General features: G+C 32.1%; 17 protein-coding genes. 13 read left to right on the top strand and 4 right to left on the bottom strand.

Going from position 1 to position 15,504, the window contains the following annotated elements; all coding sequences use genetic code 11:
• Window positions 1-76 precede the first annotated feature (76 nt).
• Together folE and fliI are read left to right on the top strand one after the other, a co-directional pair.
• Window positions 77-649, top strand: a complete 573-nt coding sequence (gene folE, locus AAH949_RS00250; RefSeq protein ID WP_134238222.1) for a GTP cyclohydrolase I FolE — start codon at window positions 77-79, stop codon at window positions 647-649.
• Complete coding sequence (fliI, locus tag AAH949_RS00255; protein WP_348518632.1) at window positions 649-1,995, top strand: flagellar protein export ATPase FliI; 1,347 nt, start codon at window positions 649-651, stop codon at window positions 1,993-1,995. Before folE ends, fliI begins: the two co-directional genes overlap by 1 nt.
• 56 nt (window positions 1,996-2,051) lie before the next feature.
• Here fliI and AAH949_RS00260 read toward each other — a convergent pair whose 3' ends face one another.
• Both AAH949_RS00260 and AAH949_RS00265 read right to left on the bottom strand, forming a co-directional pair.
• On the bottom strand, window positions 2,052-3,212 hold the full coding sequence (locus AAH949_RS00260) for a 2,3,4,5-tetrahydropyridine-2,6-carboxylate N-succinyltransferase (RefSeq protein ID WP_348518633.1): 1,161 nt from the start codon (window positions 3,210-3,212) through the stop codon (window positions 2,052-2,054).
• Between the two features lie 277 nt (window positions 3,213-3,489).
• Window positions 3,490-4,593 carry an Mrp/NBP35 family ATP-binding protein gene (locus AAH949_RS00265; RefSeq protein WP_134238225.1) on the bottom strand — a complete coding sequence of 368 codons (1,104 nt, stop codon included), beginning with the start codon at window positions 4,591-4,593 and terminating at the stop codon, window positions 3,490-3,492.
• Between the two features lie 109 nt (window positions 4,594-4,702).
• On the opposite strand from AAH949_RS00265, the gene AAH949_RS00270 reads away from it, so the two are divergent.
• From AAH949_RS00270 to prfA, 6 genes are all read left to right on the top strand, one after another.
• Entirely contained in the window at window positions 4,703-5,818 is a 1,116-nt protein-coding gene (locus tag AAH949_RS00270; protein WP_348518634.1) for a bifunctional 2-C-methyl-D-erythritol 4-phosphate cytidylyltransferase/2-C-methyl-D-erythritol 2,4-cyclodiphosphate synthase, read from the top strand.
• Window positions 5,815-6,702: a response regulator gene (locus AAH949_RS00275; protein ID WP_134238227.1), complete on the top strand. Its 888-nt coding sequence runs from the start codon at window positions 5,815-5,817 to the stop codon at window positions 6,700-6,702. Before AAH949_RS00270 ends, AAH949_RS00275 begins: the two co-directional genes overlap by 4 nt.
• Complete coding sequence (locus AAH949_RS00280; protein WP_348518635.1) at window positions 6,680-7,840, top strand: sulfate adenylyltransferase; 1,161 nt, start codon at window positions 6,680-6,682, stop codon at window positions 7,838-7,840. Before AAH949_RS00275 ends, AAH949_RS00280 begins: the two co-directional genes overlap by 23 nt.
• 2 nt (window positions 7,841-7,842) lie before the next feature.
• Window positions 7,843-8,334, top strand: a complete 492-nt coding sequence (locus AAH949_RS00285) for a phosphatidylglycerophosphatase A (RefSeq protein ID WP_348518636.1) — start codon at window positions 7,843-7,845, stop codon at window positions 8,332-8,334.
• Window positions 8,335-8,433: 99 nt separating this feature from the next.
• On the top strand, window positions 8,434-8,697 hold the full coding sequence (gene rpsT, locus AAH949_RS00290) for a 30S ribosomal protein S20 (RefSeq protein ID WP_348518637.1): 264 nt from the start codon (window positions 8,434-8,436) through the stop codon (window positions 8,695-8,697).
• A gap of 18 nt (window positions 8,698-8,715) precedes the next feature.
• Window positions 8,716-9,783 carry a peptide chain release factor 1 gene (gene prfA / locus AAH949_RS00295; protein ID WP_134238231.1) on the top strand — a complete coding sequence of 356 codons (1,068 nt, stop codon included), beginning with the start codon at window positions 8,716-8,718 and terminating at the stop codon, window positions 9,781-9,783.
• Here the strand turns inward: prfA and miaA are convergent.
• Window positions 9,778-10,641 carry a tRNA (adenosine(37)-N6)-dimethylallyltransferase MiaA gene (gene miaA / locus AAH949_RS00300; RefSeq protein WP_134238232.1) on the bottom strand — a complete coding sequence of 288 codons (864 nt, stop codon included), beginning with the start codon at window positions 10,639-10,641 and terminating at the stop codon, window positions 9,778-9,780. The two genes, prfA and miaA, sit on opposite strands and share 6 nt — an antisense overlap.
• A gap of 68 nt (window positions 10,642-10,709) precedes the next feature.
• Here miaA and mqnP point away from each other — a divergent pair, with 68 nt between their 5' ends.
• The 5 genes from mqnP to AAH949_RS00325 are packed head-to-tail and all read left to right on the top strand — an operon-like array spanning window position 10,710 to window position 14,289.
• Complete coding sequence (mqnP, locus tag AAH949_RS00305) at window positions 10,710-11,585, top strand: menaquinone biosynthesis prenyltransferase MqnP (RefSeq protein WP_348518638.1); 876 nt, start codon at window positions 10,710-10,712, stop codon at window positions 11,583-11,585.
• Window positions 11,576-12,076, top strand: a complete 501-nt coding sequence (locus tag AAH949_RS00310; RefSeq protein ID WP_134238234.1) for a hypothetical protein — start codon at window positions 11,576-11,578, stop codon at window positions 12,074-12,076. Before mqnP ends, AAH949_RS00310 begins: the two co-directional genes overlap by 10 nt.
• Window positions 12,066-12,572: a hypothetical protein gene (locus tag AAH949_RS00315; protein WP_348518639.1), complete on the top strand. Its 507-nt coding sequence runs from the start codon at window positions 12,066-12,068 to the stop codon at window positions 12,570-12,572. The genes AAH949_RS00310 and AAH949_RS00315 overlap by 11 nt, the downstream gene beginning before the upstream one ends.
• A 7-nt stretch (window positions 12,573-12,579) precedes the next feature.
• Entirely contained in the window at window positions 12,580-13,542 is a 963-nt protein-coding gene (gene moaA, locus AAH949_RS00320) for a GTP 3',8-cyclase MoaA (protein ID WP_134238236.1), read from the top strand.
• A gap of 3 nt (window positions 13,543-13,545) precedes the next feature.
• On the top strand, window positions 13,546-14,289 hold the full coding sequence (locus AAH949_RS00325) for a 7-carboxy-7-deazaguanine synthase QueE (RefSeq protein WP_348518640.1): 744 nt from the start codon (window positions 13,546-13,548) through the stop codon (window positions 14,287-14,289).
• A gap of 23 nt (window positions 14,290-14,312) precedes the next feature.
• Here the strand turns inward: AAH949_RS00325 and AAH949_RS00330 are convergent, their stop codons facing one another.
• The gene (locus tag AAH949_RS00330) at window positions 14,313-15,299 is read right to left on the bottom strand and encodes an autotransporter outer membrane beta-barrel domain-containing protein (RefSeq protein ID WP_348518641.1); all 987 of its coding nucleotides are present in this window, start codon (window positions 15,297-15,299) and stop codon (window positions 14,313-14,315) included.
• Between the last annotated feature and the right edge of the window lie 205 nt (window positions 15,300-15,504).

Genomic DNA, 15,504 nt, shown 5'->3' on the forward strand with positions numbered 1-15,504 from the left:
TCCTTGCATAAAAATTAAAGTTATTTATGTTAAAATTTGCCAAGTTACTTTAAAAATAAACATCTTGGAGATTTTTGTGCAAGAAAAATTTGAAAATTGTGTAAAAGCTATGCTTGAGATCATAGGAGAAAATCCAAATCGAGAAGGTTTAGTAAAAACCCCAAATCGTGTATTTAAAGCTTTTGAGTATTTAACAAGTGGTTATGAAAAAAATGTTAAAGAGATTTTAAATGATGCTCTATTTGAAAGCTCAAATAATGAAATGGTTTTGGTAAGAGATATAGAATTTTATAGCCTTTGCGAACATCATCTTTTGCCTTTTTTTGGTCGCGTACATGTAGCTTACATCCCTGATAAAAAAGTCGTTGGGCTTAGTAAAATTCCACGCCTTGTTGAGGTTTTTGCAAGAAGACTTCAAATTCAAGAGCAACTCACTGAGCAAATTGCAGATGCTTTAATGCAAAATGTTGGCGCAAAAGGCGTTGGCGTAGTTATAGAAGCAAGACATATGTGTGTAGAGATGCGTGGAGTACAAAAAGTAAATTCTACTACTACAACTTCGGCTTTGCGTGGGCTTTTTATCAAAAATGAAAAAACTAGAAAAGAATTTTTTTCTTTAATAAATTCTCCAAAACAAGTTAGGTTTTAATGAGTTTAGAAAAATTAAGAAAGCAAATTTCTAAAGAAAATTTAAATGCCGTTTTTGGCGAAATCACTAAAATTTCATCAACTAATATTGAAATAAAGGGTTTAAAAACAGGTATAGGTGATATAGTAAAACTTGTTTCAAATGAAAACGAAAATTTAAGCACTTTGGCTATGGTGGTTGAGATTAAAGAGCAATTTAGCTATTTAAGCCCTTTTTCTTTTATTGAAGGCTTTAAAATAGGTGATCGTGTCTTTATGAGTGATGCAGGTATGCAAATAGGTGTTAGCGATGAGCTTTTAGGACGCGTGGTCGATCCTTTTATGCGGCCAAAAGATGGCAAAGGTGCTATTGAGGCAAGTAAATATATGCCTATCATGCGTGCACCCATTGATGCGATGAAAAGAGGACTTATAGAAGAAGTTTTTCCTGTAGGAGTTAAAACTATAGACGCACTTTTAACTTGTGGTGTGGGACAAAAACTTGGTATTTTTGCTGGAAGCGGTGTAGGAAAATCCACATTAATGGGAATGATAGTAAAAAATTCCAAAGCCCCGATAAAAGTCATTGCTTTAATAGGCGAAAGGGGGCGCGAAATCCCTGAATTTATACAAAAAAATTTAGGTGGAAAACTTGATGATACGGTTATTATCGTAGCAACCAGCGATGATAGTGCCCTAATGCGTAAATATGGGGCATTTTGTGCTATGAGTGTGGCAGAGTATTTTAAAGAACAAGGCAAAGATGTGCTTTTTATCATGGATAGTGTAACGCGTTTTGCTATGGCACAAAGAGAAATAGGACTTGCTCTTGGCGAACCCCCTACTACAAAAGGCTATCCACCAAGCGTTTTAAGCCTTTTACCTCAACTTATGGAGCGCACCGGAAAAGAAGAAGGTAAAGGTACAATAACAGCATTTTTCACGGTTTTGGTTGATGGAGATGATATGAGCGATCCAATCGCTGATCAAAGCCGTTCTATTTTAGATGGGCATATTGTTTTAAGCCGCGAGCTAACCGATTTTGGAATTTATCCGCCTATTAATATACAAAATTCAGCCTCAAGGGTAATGAGTGATATTATCACGCCTGAGCATAAACTTTTAGCAAGGAAATTTAAACGCTTAAATTCGCTTTTAAAAGAAAATGAAGTTTTGCTTCGTATTGGTGCTTATCAAAAAGGAAGTGATAAAGAACTCGATGAGGCTATAGCTAAAAAAGAATTTATGCAAAATTTTCTTATGCAAAATCCTGAAGAAAGCTTTGAATTTGAAGAAACCTTGCAAATGCTTACACAAATTGATACTCAAGTTGCAAATGCTAATATTCCTAATCTTAAGCAAAGATAAAATGGTATTTTAAAATTATGAGTAAAATTTTACAGCCAAAATAGGCTGTAAAATTTTTAGTGTAAAGCCTCATTGAGTTTGATAGCTTTTTTATTTAGCGCTACTATCATTGCCCCGTTTATAGAGTCTTGGCGGAAATGAAGTCCATTAAGTCCTTTTAATTCTATGCCTTTGTAAATTTCTTTGCTAAAGTCAAAATTTGGATTAAGCTTAGCAAGTTCTTCGCTATCTTTGACTAAGAATTTTGTCCCTTCTAAAACAGCGATTCCTGCATCGACTATACAATTATCCCCTAAAGGAATTCCAGTTACTGAATTTGCACCCAAAAGGCAAGCTTTACCTACACTTATGGCATTTCCACTTGTTCCGCTTAAAACACCTAAAATTGAAGCACCACCGCCAATATCAGATCCTTCTCCTACAATAGCACTCGAGCTGATACGCCCTTCAACCATACAAGCTCCTGTTGTACCCGCATTAAAATTTACATAGCTTGCACCCGGCATTATCGTTGTGCCAGCAGCTAAAGATGCACCCATTCTTACTTTGGAACTTTCTAAAATTCTTGTATTGTCTTCAGGGATAATGTGGGCTAAAAAGCGTGGAAATTTATCAACAAAATCAATTTTTGGGTATTGATTGCTCATTTTCAAACGCATTTCATTTTCTCTTAAATACTCAAGCTCGATTGGCTTATCATCACTCCAAGCAGCGTTATTTAAAAGTCCAAAAGCTCCATTTAGATTGATACTTCTTAAAGGTACTTTTTTTGTGGAAAGCAAGTAAAGTTTGAGATAAACACTTTCTACACTTAAAGGTGCTTTGTCTTCAAAAAGGCATACAAAGGCAAATTCTTCATCTTTGAATTTGTCTTTGATGATTTTTAAAATGTCTATATTTTTATGCCCTTCTTCTTCTAAAAAAGGTTTAAAGCAAGAAAGTGCGAAATCGATATCTTCTAATTTTAAAGTCTGCACAAATTCACTCGCATTAAAATCAATCTCCACTCCCCTTTGCATAAAAGCTTCAAGCATAATTGCTGCAGAGCCATAATTTTGCTCGTAATTAATTAAAGCAAAATTAGCTTGTAAAATTTTATTTTTATTGAGCTGCCCTCTATCAAGTCTTGCTATACCAAATGCCATTGGTTTTTTGTAGCCGCTTTTTTGCTCGATTTGTTTAATTAAAAGTAAAAAATCTTCTTTGGTGTTAATCATTATCATTCCTTTGTAAAAATTAAAACTTTTATTATATCCAAAGAGATGCAAAAAAGAATTAAAATATATGCAAAAGCTTGATATAAGACTTGTCATTTTAAGTAACACAAGGAATCTCTATTCTTCCTTGTCGTGTTGAGCGAAGTGAAACATCTCTATTTAAAATACTTTAGATCTTTCGTTTCGCTCATGATGAGTGAAAATGTATTATTCTTTCAGAATGACGAAAGTTTATCCCTTTGTGATGACAAATTTATTCCTTTAGGATGATTAAATTTTAATTAGAGCAAGCACTTTTACCATTCATTATAGGTTGAATTGCAGAATTATCTGCTCCACCTTCGTTGTTGATTTTTTCTATAACTTGCCAAATTTTTTCAGCTGCTATCAAATAGCGTTTTGAGCTTATACTTTCAGGATGATAAAAACTTACAGGTTTGCCCTCATCACCACCTTCTCTTACAATCATCTCGATAGGAATTTGTGCCAAAACCTCGCTACCATAAGCTTTTGCCATATCTTCTGCTGTACCTTTACCAAAGATATCATACTCTTTGCCATTATCAGGACATAAAAATCCGCTCATATTTTCAATAATTCCAGCGATTGGAATGTGGAGTTTATTAAACATATCTAAGGCTCTTTTGCTATCATCTAAAGAAACGCTTTGCGGGGTGCTTACGCAAACTCCTGCGGTAATTGGAATGCTTTGTGCGGAAGTGATTTGTGCGTCACCTGTTCCTGGAGGCATATCTAAAAATAAAACATCAAGTTCAGGCCAAATCACATCAGCTAAAAGTTGTTCCACGGCTTTCATAATCATTGCCCCACGCCACATAAGCCCTTGTCCTTCTTCAATTAAAACGCCCATACTCATCATATAAATGCCATGAGTTAAAATAGGTTTTAGTTTTGAACCCACAACTTCTGGTTGAGTGCCTATTTCACCGAGCATTCTTGGAATATTTGGTCCATAAATATCTGCATCTAAAATCCCTACTTTTTTACCCATTTTTGCCATAGAAATAGCTAAATTTACTGTGGTTGTAGATTTTCCTACTCCGCCTTTTCCACTTGAAACCATGATAAAGTTTTTAACTTGCGGAGCGATGTTTTTACCGCTTCTTGAATTGCTTTTTTCTTCTGGGATTTTTGGTTGTATGATTTGAAGATCGAGTTTTAAATTTAAATCTTTTAAAGCCTCTGCAATATCTGTTCTTAAGGTATTTGCTATATCAGTACTTGCAGAAACTATTTCTAATTTTATATTTGCATTTTGATCTTTTACATTGATTTCTTTTACAAAACCAAAACTGACTATATCTTTGTCAAAATTTGGGTATTTTACTTGCATAAGTTTTTGTTTGATTTGCTCTTCCAAAATTTCTCCTTTTAATTTTTTGTAAGGATTTTACTATAAATAAATAAAATTTAGCTTTTTGTAAGTGTATAATATGGTAACATAATACAAAACTATTTTAAGGGAATTTGTGTTTGATATTAGTTTGATAATGCTCGCAGCTGGTGATTCTACAAGGTTTGATTTGAAAGTAAAAAAGCAATTTTTGAGATTAAATCATGATCCTTTATGGCTTTATGTTACAAAAAAATTGAGTTCTTATTATAATTTCAAAAAAATAATTGTTACTTCTAGTAATGCTAAATATATGCAAAAATTTTCTTCAAATTATGAGATTATTCAGGGCGGAAATTCACGTGCACAGTCTTTAAAAAATGCTCTTGAGAAAGTAAATTCTGAATTTGTGATGGTGAGTGATGTTGCAAGGGCTAATATTTCAAAAAAAATGCTTAAAAAATTGATTGAAAATATTCCTAATGCTGATTGCATCACTCCTACTTTAAAAGTAGTTGATACAAGCATCTTGGAAAATGAAATTTTACAAAGAGAAAAAATAAAACTCATACAAACCCCACAACTTTCGCGTACTAAGCTTTTAAAAAAGGCTTTAGAAAGCGGTGTGGAATTTAGCGATGATAGCACGGCGGTTGCAAGTGTGGGTGGTAAAATTTGGTATATACAAGGCGATGAAAATGCTAGAAAAATCACTTATAAAGAGGATTTAAAAAAAATGAAACTTCCAAAACCTGCGAGTGAAATTTTTTGCGGCAATGGTTTTGATGTGCATGAATTTGGAGAAAATAGGCCTTTGATTTTAGGAGGGGTACAAATTCATCCTACTATGGGTTTAAAGGCACATTCTGATGGCGATGTTTTGGCGCATTCTTTAACTGATGCACTTTTGGGTGCTGCGAGTTTAGGTGATATTGGCGAACTTTATCCAGATACGGATATGAAATACAAAAATGCAAATTCTATAGAACTTTTAAAAGAAGCTTATAAAAAGGTGCAAGAAGTAGGTTTTGAGCTTGTAAATGCGGATATTACTGTTATAGCACAAGAGCCAAAGCTTCAAAAATTTAAAGAAGAAATTGCCAAGAAGTTAGCAAAAACTCTAAATATTGAAATGTTTAGAATCAATGTCAAGGCAACTACAACAGAAAAACTCGGATTTATAGGTAGAAAGGAAGGTATAGCAGTAATGAGCAATGTGAATTTGAAATATTTTGATTGGACGGCGATATGAAAGTTTTAATTGTAGAAAACGAAATTTACTTAGCACAAAGCATTAGCATAAAGCTTAGCGATATGGGTTTTAATTGTGAAATTATCTCTTCTGTTAATGATATGAATGCAAATAAACATTACGATGTGATTTTGCTTTCTACCGGAGTACATAACTTTTCTCAAGTTATTGAAGTGCATAAGCAAAGTGTGATTATCTTGCTTATTTCTTATGTGAGTGCTGATACAGTTTCGATGCCTTTAAAAGCTGGAGCAAGTGATTATATCCAAAAGCCTTTTATGATAGAAGAGCTTGTAAGGAAAATCAAACATTATCAACATTATAAAAAACTCGAGATTATTAATAAGACTTATAGTGGTTATATAGAATCTAAACTTAAAACAGTGAAGATTGCAGAATTTGATTATAAGAAAATTAAATTACCGCTTATTTTGCAAGCCAATATTCAAATAAATGCCGATACTTTTGTGTTTAATTATATTAAGGAAAGGGATTTAATTTTATCTTATATCGATTTGTCTAATAATAATTCTTTGGATAAAATTTTTAAATCTTTTAGCGAATACAGTTTGTTTTATTTGACTAATTTTCAAACTTTAAAAGGTAGTGAAAAAGAGAGGGTTTTGGAGTTTATGCAAAAAAAATCAGTGATTTTGCATACAACTTCAGAAGTAGAGGGGGCAAATTTTAATATCATAAACCTTAATGATACAGAAAAAACCTTACACAATAGTGAAATTTTAACTATAGATGAATATGTAAAATATATCATCCATACTTATCAAAATGTTTTTCCTGATACGGATTTGTCTAAAAAATTAGGAATTTCTCGTAAGTCCTTGTGGGAGAAAAGGAAAAAATATGGCATTGTCAAGAAAAAATAAACAAATCACTATACAAAAAAATGAATTTGAAATTCTTTCTTTAATCAAAGAAGGGATGCTTGGAACTTGCACGCATTTAATGAGTGAAGAAGAAAGGGATGAAGTTGCACAAACAGGAAAATTTAGAGGCGAAATTACACCTTATAGTTTAACTTTTTCTCCATTACTAAGTGAAAAAATTATAGAGCAAAGTCGTATTGGTGATGTTTTAGAGTTTGTTTGTGAAGATAAGGTTGTTGGGGAAATTACTTTAAAAAGCAAATTTAAGACTTCAAAAAATGTTAAAGATATTTTTAGCCCAAATACTTGTTCTTTGGATGATTTAGGTAAATTTTGTATTGGGGGAGAATTTGAAATTTATAATTCTCATATTAAAAAAATCAAAGAAGATTTTATAAGAGTGAAAAATAATATCAATGCTCAAAAAATCACAGCCATTGTTTCAAGTTTTGATCCTTTACACAGAGCTCATGAAAGAATGTTTAGATGGACCATTGATAAGGCAGATTTGGTTGTGATATTTTTGATTGAATCTTATGGCGAAAATGGTTTAGAATTTAGCGTGAAACAAAAATATCTGCAAGATTTTATACAAAAATACTTGCCACCTGATCGCGTTTTTGTCTTTCCGCTAAAAAATATCGATATTTTTCATTCGCATTTAAATCCGGTTTTAGAAAGTGTTATTGCTAAAAGTCTAGGATGTACTAAACTTGTTGTGGGGCAAAATCATACTGGGCTTGGGATGTTTTATTATCACAATCAGCCTCAAACTATTTTAGATGATTTTTCTAAGGAATGTGGCATAGAAATTATTGTTTTGCCTGAATTTGTTTTTTGCGAAGAGTGTAAAATGATAGTGAGCACTAAATCTTGCCCACACGGTCTTCATCATCATATGAAATACAACAGTAATTCTTTAAGAAATTTACTAAGACTTGGTATCATTCCTCCTTCAGTTTTTATGAGAAGGGAAATTTCAACAAGTATTTTGACTCATCTTTTCCCAAATCGTTTTAAAAATATGCAAAAACTTTATAATGATCTTTTTGTGACAAGTGAAATAGTAGAACGCAGAAAAGATGAAGAATTTTACGAGCAGCTTTTAAAAACTTATCAAATGACTTATATGGTGTGATTATGATTAAATTTTATGTAACTTTTTTTTATTCAGGTTGTGTTAAAAAAGCCCCTGGGACTTTTGGAACTCTTGCGGCTTTAATCCCTGCTTTTTTTATTTTAAAATATTTGGGGATTACGACTTTGTTTTTGCTTTCGTTTTTGATTTTTTTTGTATCTATAAAAATCATTGATGAGTATGAAAAACAAAGTGGAATTCATGATGATAAACATGTGGTGATTGATGAAGTTGCTGGAGTTTTTTTAGCTTTAGCAATTTGTGGCAATACGCTTTTTGCTTTTATACTTTCTTTTATTTTATTTAGAATTTTTGATATCACAAAACCTTCAATTATAGGAAAAATTGATAAAAAGACTAAAGGTGGTTTAGGTGTAATGCTTGATGATATGCTCGCAGGGGCTTTTGCAGGACTTTTGTGTGCGATTATTTATGGTGTTATGATGAAATTTGATTTTGTGGACTGGGATGTGAGCTTGCAAAATTTGTTTTGATGAAAATTGGCTATTTCTAAAAAAATACTTAAATTAAGCAAATTTTCAATTTTTATTGCTTATAATTAGCACTTTAATTTCAAAAAAGGAAAACTTAAAATGGCAAACCATAAATCTTCTGAAAAAAGAGCAAGACAAACTATCAAAAAAACAGAGAGAAATAGATTTTACAGAACTAGACTTAAAAATATCACAAAAGCAGTTCGCGAAGCAGCACAAAACAATGATAAAGCAGCGGCAACTGAAGCTTTAAAAGTAGCAAATAAAAGTATCCACGCTATGGTAAGTCGTGGTTTTCTTAAAAAACAAACTGCATCTCGTCGCGTGAGTCGTCTCGCTCTTTTAGTTAATAAAATCGCGTAATTTTTTTAATAGTTTTTAATGTTAGCTAGCAAATTAGAGCCTTTTTTAAAACGCTTTGAAGAGTTAAATTCTCTTCTTAGTGATACTGATATCATTAATGATATCGGCAAAATGACTACACTTTCAAAAGAACAAAAAAATTTAGAACCCATAGTTTTAAAAGCAAAAGAATATCTAAAAACTTTAGAAGATATAGAAGAAAATAAAATTTTACTTAGCGATGTGGAGCTTGGCGAGCTTGCTAAAGAGGAATTAAAAAATTTAGAAGACTTAAAACCAAAGCTTGAAGAAGAGCTAAAAATTCTACTTTTACCTAAAGATCCTAATGATGAGAAAAATATTTTTCTTGAAATTCGTGCTGGAACGGGTGGTGATGAAGCATCATTGTTTGTTGGTGATCTTGTAAAAGCTTATGCAAGGTATGCTGAAAACCGTGATTATAAACTTGAAATTGTCAGCTCTAGCGAAGGAAGTGTGGGGGGATTTAAAGAAATTATTATGCTAGTAAAGGGCACAGGGGCTTACTCAAGACTTAAATACGAAGGTGGCACTCACCGCGTTCAACGCGTCCCACAAACTGAATCTCAAGGTCGTGTGCATACTTCTGCCATTACTGTTGCTGTGATGCCAGAAGTTGATGATATAGAAATACAAATTAATCCAAACGATCTTAAAATCGATGTAATGCGCTCTTCAGGACACGGTGGGCAAAGTGTTAATACTACCGATTCTGCTGTGAGAATCACTCATATACCTACAGGCATAGTCGTTGTTAATCAAGATGGAAAAAGTCAGCATAAAAATAAAGAAAGTGCGATGAAAGTTTTAAAAGCAAGACTTTTTGAAATGCAAGAAAATGAACGCTTAGCTCAAGAAAGCGAAGCAAGAAAATCTCAAGTAGGAAGCGGAGATAGAAGTGAGCGCATACGCACTTATAATTTCCCGCAAAACCGCATTAGTGATCATCGTATCAATCTCACGCTTTATCGTTTAGATGCCATTATGCAAGATGGGTTGTTTGATGAAATCATCGAGCCTTTAATCGCGCATTATCAAGCCCAGTCTTTGCAAGAGCAAAATTTATAAACTATAATTAGTGCATAAAAATTCAAAAGCTTGGGCGAAATTTAAAGCCTTGCTTTGAAATTTTTTATTAAAAGTTCTTTGTCTTTTTGCGAGTTGTCTTGTGTGTATGATGATTTGTTCGCAAAGCTCCTCTTTTGTGAGCTTGTTTTGCAAAAATTCTTTGCACTCTTTTAATCCTATGGAATTTAAGGCTTTTAAATTTTCATCGTATTTTTCAAAAAGCTCTTTAGCCTCGTCAATCAGCCCATTTTCAAGCATAGAATGCGTTCTTTGGATAATGCGTTTTTCAAGATCAGCTTTTTCCCATGTGATTTCAAAGATATCTAAATTTTTTATCAAAGCTTCTTGTTTGGTTTGTGCTAAAAATTCGCTAGGAATTTGCCCTGTTTTTTCATAAATTCCAAGCCATTTTTTAAGGCGATAGGTATCGTTTTTTTCTATTTTTGCCTTAGGATCAATTTGTTTTAAAAGTCCATAAATTTCATCGTTATTTAAAGGACTTTGGCTAGCATTGATATTTTCGCTTAAACCATCCATTAGGGCTTTGAGATAAAAACTTGTTCCGCCTGTGATGATTAAAGGGCGATGATTTTCTTGGGCGTGAGATTTAGCTTTTTTGTATTCTTCAAAAAACATAGCGATATTAAAATGCTCATCTACATTAAGTAAATTGACTCCAAAATAGCAAAGTTCTTCAAGGGTCTTTGCGTCTGTTTTAGCACTTGCTATATTAATTTGCTTATAAACACACAAGCTATCAAGGCTTAAAATGCAAGCATTGAAATGATAAGCAAGTTTATTGGCAAGTTCTGTTTTTCCGCAAGCTGTAGTTCCAATGAGTGCAAATTCAAAAAACATTAAAAAATATCCTAAATTTAAAATTATTTTAGTAAAATCATAACAAAAATATCTAAAAAAGAGTGAGAATGAATTTGATATATTCGAAAATTAAAGACATTTTAGATTTGATTGTTTTTAAGCATTCTATTTTTGCTTTGCCTTTTTTGTTTACTTCTATGATAGTAGCATCAAAGATTGTAAATGATAGTACTTGGTTTGGTTTTAAGGCTTTGATTTTAGGGGTTATTTGTGCGGTAAGTGCGAGAAATTTTGCTATGGCATTTAATCGTTTTGTTGATGAGGACATTGATAAACCTAATCCGCGTTGTAAAGATAGGCCAAATATTAGCGGAAAAATCGGAAAATTTAGCATTATTGCTTTTATTATTGCCAATGCTTTGATTTTTATTTTAAGCTCTTATTTTATCAATGCTTTGGCTTTTTATCTTTCTTTTCCTATACTTTTTGTTTTGGCTATTTACTCGCTTTTTAAGCGTTTTAGCTCTTTGGCACACTTGGTTTTGGGCTTTTGTCTAGGACTTGCGCCCATTGCAGGAAGTGTGGTTGTGATGGGTGAAATTCACATTTATAGTGTGATTTTGTGTTTGGGAGTGATGTTTTGGACAGCGGGTTTTGATTTACTTTATTCTTTGCAAGATATGGAGTATGATAGATCAGCTGGACTTCACTCTATACCTGCGAAATTTGGGCTTAATGCAACGCTTTTTATCTCTGCTTTTTGTCATCTTTTAGCAGTGCTTTTTTGGCTTTTATTCGTTTGGGTTGCGCCTTTAGGATATATTGCTTTATGTGGCGTGATAATTTCTGGAGTTATTTTGCTTAGCGAACATTTTATTGTCAGAAAGAATTTTGCTAAGATTGATAAGGCATTTTTTACTTTAAATGGCTATTTGAGTATGGTGTTTTTTATTTTTATTTGGGTTGATTTATTATGGAAATGAATTTTTTTACTACGGGCTTAAAGATAGAATTTCAAAAGAGTGATTTGAGTGATTCTGTTTTTTTGCAAGAATATTTAAATTTGAATGCAAATAAAACTTTAGCAAAATGGAAAAAATTATCTTCAAGAACAGATTTTAGCGAGGGAGAGCGTTTGGTTTTTGATTTATTGCTTGAACTTAAGAGTGATATTGTTAGTCTTAAGCAAAGTAATGAAGAAAAATCTTTACTTGAATTAGGGCAAAAAGGCTTTATTTGTGCGATGAATTTTGAATGCTTGAAATTTAGTGAAGAGCTTTTGGAGAGTGGGAGTGAGTATTATGCGAGATTTGATTTAAATTCTCAAAAAATTGCTGTATTTTTAAAAGCTTTAGATGCTAATACTGCAAAGATCATTAAGATTAAAAGTGATGATGAAAGTGTGTATTCTGCTTTTGTTGTTGAAATTCAAAGGGATATGATAAAAAATTTAAAGGGAAAAGATGAGCAATGATGTGTTTTTTTTGATTGTTGTTGTGGTTGTTTTGGCGATTATGCTTGTTTTTATTTATGTTAAAGATAAAGAAAGTATGCGCAGGATTGAGCAACTTGAAAAAATTGTTGAAGATTTGTCTAAACAAGAGCATTTTTTGCGCAAGGAGTTGGAAGGTAAAAGCGGTTTGCAAGATTATGATATTGTGCTTTTAAAAGAAGAATTAAAAATCATGCTTGAAAAAGAAATAAATGCCAAAATCGCACCTGTTTTAAGTTCTTTAAAAAATGTTGAGTATATCATTGAAGAATTTCAAAACGAACAGCAAAATCGTATTTTAAATTTAGAACAAAAGACACAAAACATTAGCAAATTAAGTCCAAGCTATGAAAATGAAGAGCAAAAAATTATTGAGCTTTTTAAAGAGGGTAAGAGTGTGGAGCAAATCGCTAAGGATTTGCGTATCGGGATTGGAAGTGTTGAACTTGCCCTTAAATTTAAACAATTATTAAATTAGGATTTTTATGCTCATTGATCAATATGGTCGGAAAATAGACTATCTTCGCATTTCTGTTACTCAAAGATGTAATTTCCGTTGTTTATATTGTATGCCAAAAATTCCTTTTGAATACATACCTAAAGAAAATTTACTTAGTTTTGAAGAGCTTTTTTTGTTTGTTAAGGTGGCAATCGATGGTGGCATTAATAAAATTCGCATTACTGGTGGCGAGCCTTTAGTTAGAAATGAATTGTATAAATTTATTAAAATGATTTATGATTATAATAATAAAATTGATCTAGCCTTAACTACAAATGGTTTTTTATTAGAAGATCAAGCTCAGGAGCTTTTTGATGCAGGCTTAAAACGTATTAATATTTCTTTAGATACTTTAGATGCGAAAAAAGCAAAAAAAATCGCACAAAAAGAAGTGTTAGAACAAGTAATTAAAGGCATTAAAAAGGCTATTGCTATAGGTTTTAAGGTTAAGCTTAATACTGTTGCTTTAAAGGGTATTAATGATGATGAGCTTTTAAAACTTTTAGAATTTGCTAAAGACTTAAATATCCAAATTCGCTTTATTGAATTTATGGAAAATACACACGCCTATGGGAAACTACAAGGCTTGAAAAAAGATGAGATCATTAAAATTTTGAGTCAAAAATACTCCATCAATCTTATACAAAAAACCCAAAATGCGCCGGTAAGTTTGTATAGGGCTGATGATTATGAATTTGGCATCATCGATCCGCATAGTGATGAGTTTTGTAAAAGTTGTAACCGAATTCGCTTGAGTGCAGAAGGTTTGCTTATACCTTGCTTATATTATGAGGAGGCTTTAAGCATTAAAAAAGCAGTAAGAAATAAAGACATCAAAGCGGCAGCTGAGGTTTTAAAAAAAGTTTTAGAAAATAAACCAGAAAAAAACAAATGGGGCATAGTAGATAATGAAACTTCACCTCGTGCTTTTTATCAAACAGGAGGCTAAAATTTGGAGCTAGTGGAAAGTTTTTTAAGCATACAAGGTGAAGGTAAGTATGCTGGTAGATTGGCTGTTTTTATGCGTTTTGCGGGTTGTAATTTTAATTGTGTTGGTTTTGGTGTTAAGCAAGAAAAAAACGGTCAAAAACTTATAGGTTGTGATACAATCAGAGCAGTTTGGACTAAAGAATTTGCCAAAGAATATAAAAATTTAAACGCCAAGGAATTATTTGCCAGAGTGCTTGAGCTAAAACAAAAATCAAATCCCATAGTCGTTATCACAGGCGGTGAGCCGCTTTTGCATTATAAAAAGGCTGAATTTATAGCTTTTATTGAAGCTTTATTGAGTGAGAATTTGGAGGTGCATTTTGAAAGTAATGCTAGTATTGAAATTGATTTTAAACAATATCCAATTTATAAAAAATGTGTTTTTGCCTTGGGTGTGAAACTTGAAAATAGCGGTGTTTCTAGGGAAAAGAGGCTCAATTTTAAAGCCTTAAAAGCTTTTAAGGAACACGCAAAAGATAGTTTTTATAAATTTGTTTTAGATGCTAAAAATTTAGAACAAGAAAAAGAAGAAATTTTAGAGATTATAAAAGAAACACCTAATGAAATTTTTTGTATGCCTATGGGGGCGAATTTTGATGAACTTGCAAGTAATGCTTTGAGCGTTGCGGATTTTTGTATAAAAAATGGTTTTAACTACACCGATCGTTTGCATATTAGACTTTGGAATGATAAAGAAAAGGTTTAGTTTAACTAAACCTTTTGAGTGGATTAAAATTTATAATTAAGCGTTAAGGTTGTGCTAACTCCTTCCCTTTTGCCTAGGTATCCTCTGCCTTTTATATCTAAATTGAAATTTTTGCTTGCTTGATAATTAAACCCAAGTTCTGCCATATAAGAACTACCTTGCAAATTTTGTTCACTTAGATTGTAAGAATTTATTTGCATATTAGCAATACCGTTAAATTCATATTCATAAGCTACGCCTGTGTAGGCTTTTAATTTATCATTAATTTTAGCATCACTTTTCAAACCTATTCTAGCTCTTGTGCTGTTGATGTCATTGAAATGAAATATTTCCTCGCCTATATTAAAACTATCTTGATCAGTATAGGTATAAAAAAGTTTAGAATACAAATCAAGACTAAAAGTTTGATTGATATGAGTTTGTTTTCCTGCCCCAATATGCGCTCCATAATAGATGCTATTTAATTCATAGCCATAAGTATTACCATTGCCATCTTTTAAAGCATTTTGCATAGAAGACTTCAAATTTCCTGCTCTTAAACTTGCTTCGGTATAAAAGCCATTATGAAATTCAAATCTTGTAGCTATTCCGCCACCATTTGTTTCCAATTCCCCAAAGCCTCTAAATAGTTCCCCATCAAAACTATTATAAGTTCTATAGTTTCCTATGGAATTTTCATAAAAAGCTAAAAAAGAAAGATTAAAATAGTCAAATTCGTTTTTATATCCCATTCCAAGCGTGGATGAAAAACCATTGATTTTAAAATTTGAAAGAGTGTCGTATTCGCTAGTATTATCATAGGTGCTTGCAAACATATTAAAACCCATTTCGTTAGAATTAGAATAAGATAAAGCATCTAGTTTGTCGGAAATCAAGTCACTTCCTTGATTTATAAATGCTGAAGCGACAGCTCTGTTTTCTGCAACAAGTTTATTTTGAGGATTAAGCCAGATATCATTTACGCCAATATAAATAGAAGAATCTTCCTTGTTAATTGTTGATGTTCTCATTTGGCTTACGCCATGGAAAATTTTAATAGAATCGCTTTGAATGTCAATTTTATCAGTTAAATCTTTGTCATTAAAAATTGTTAATTTATCATCTTTTTGCAGAGTCGTATCTACTGGAACTGTGATTTTATCGACATTGATTTTTGTGCCTTGGATAATATTTGATGACGCAAGATTGTTGATGGTTAAAATAGGCTCTTTTTGC

Origin of the sequence: Campylobacter sp. CCS1377 (assembly GCF_040008265.1) — a bacterium.
Classification (GTDB): Bacteria; Campylobacterota; Campylobacteria; order Campylobacterales; family Campylobacteraceae; genus Campylobacter_D.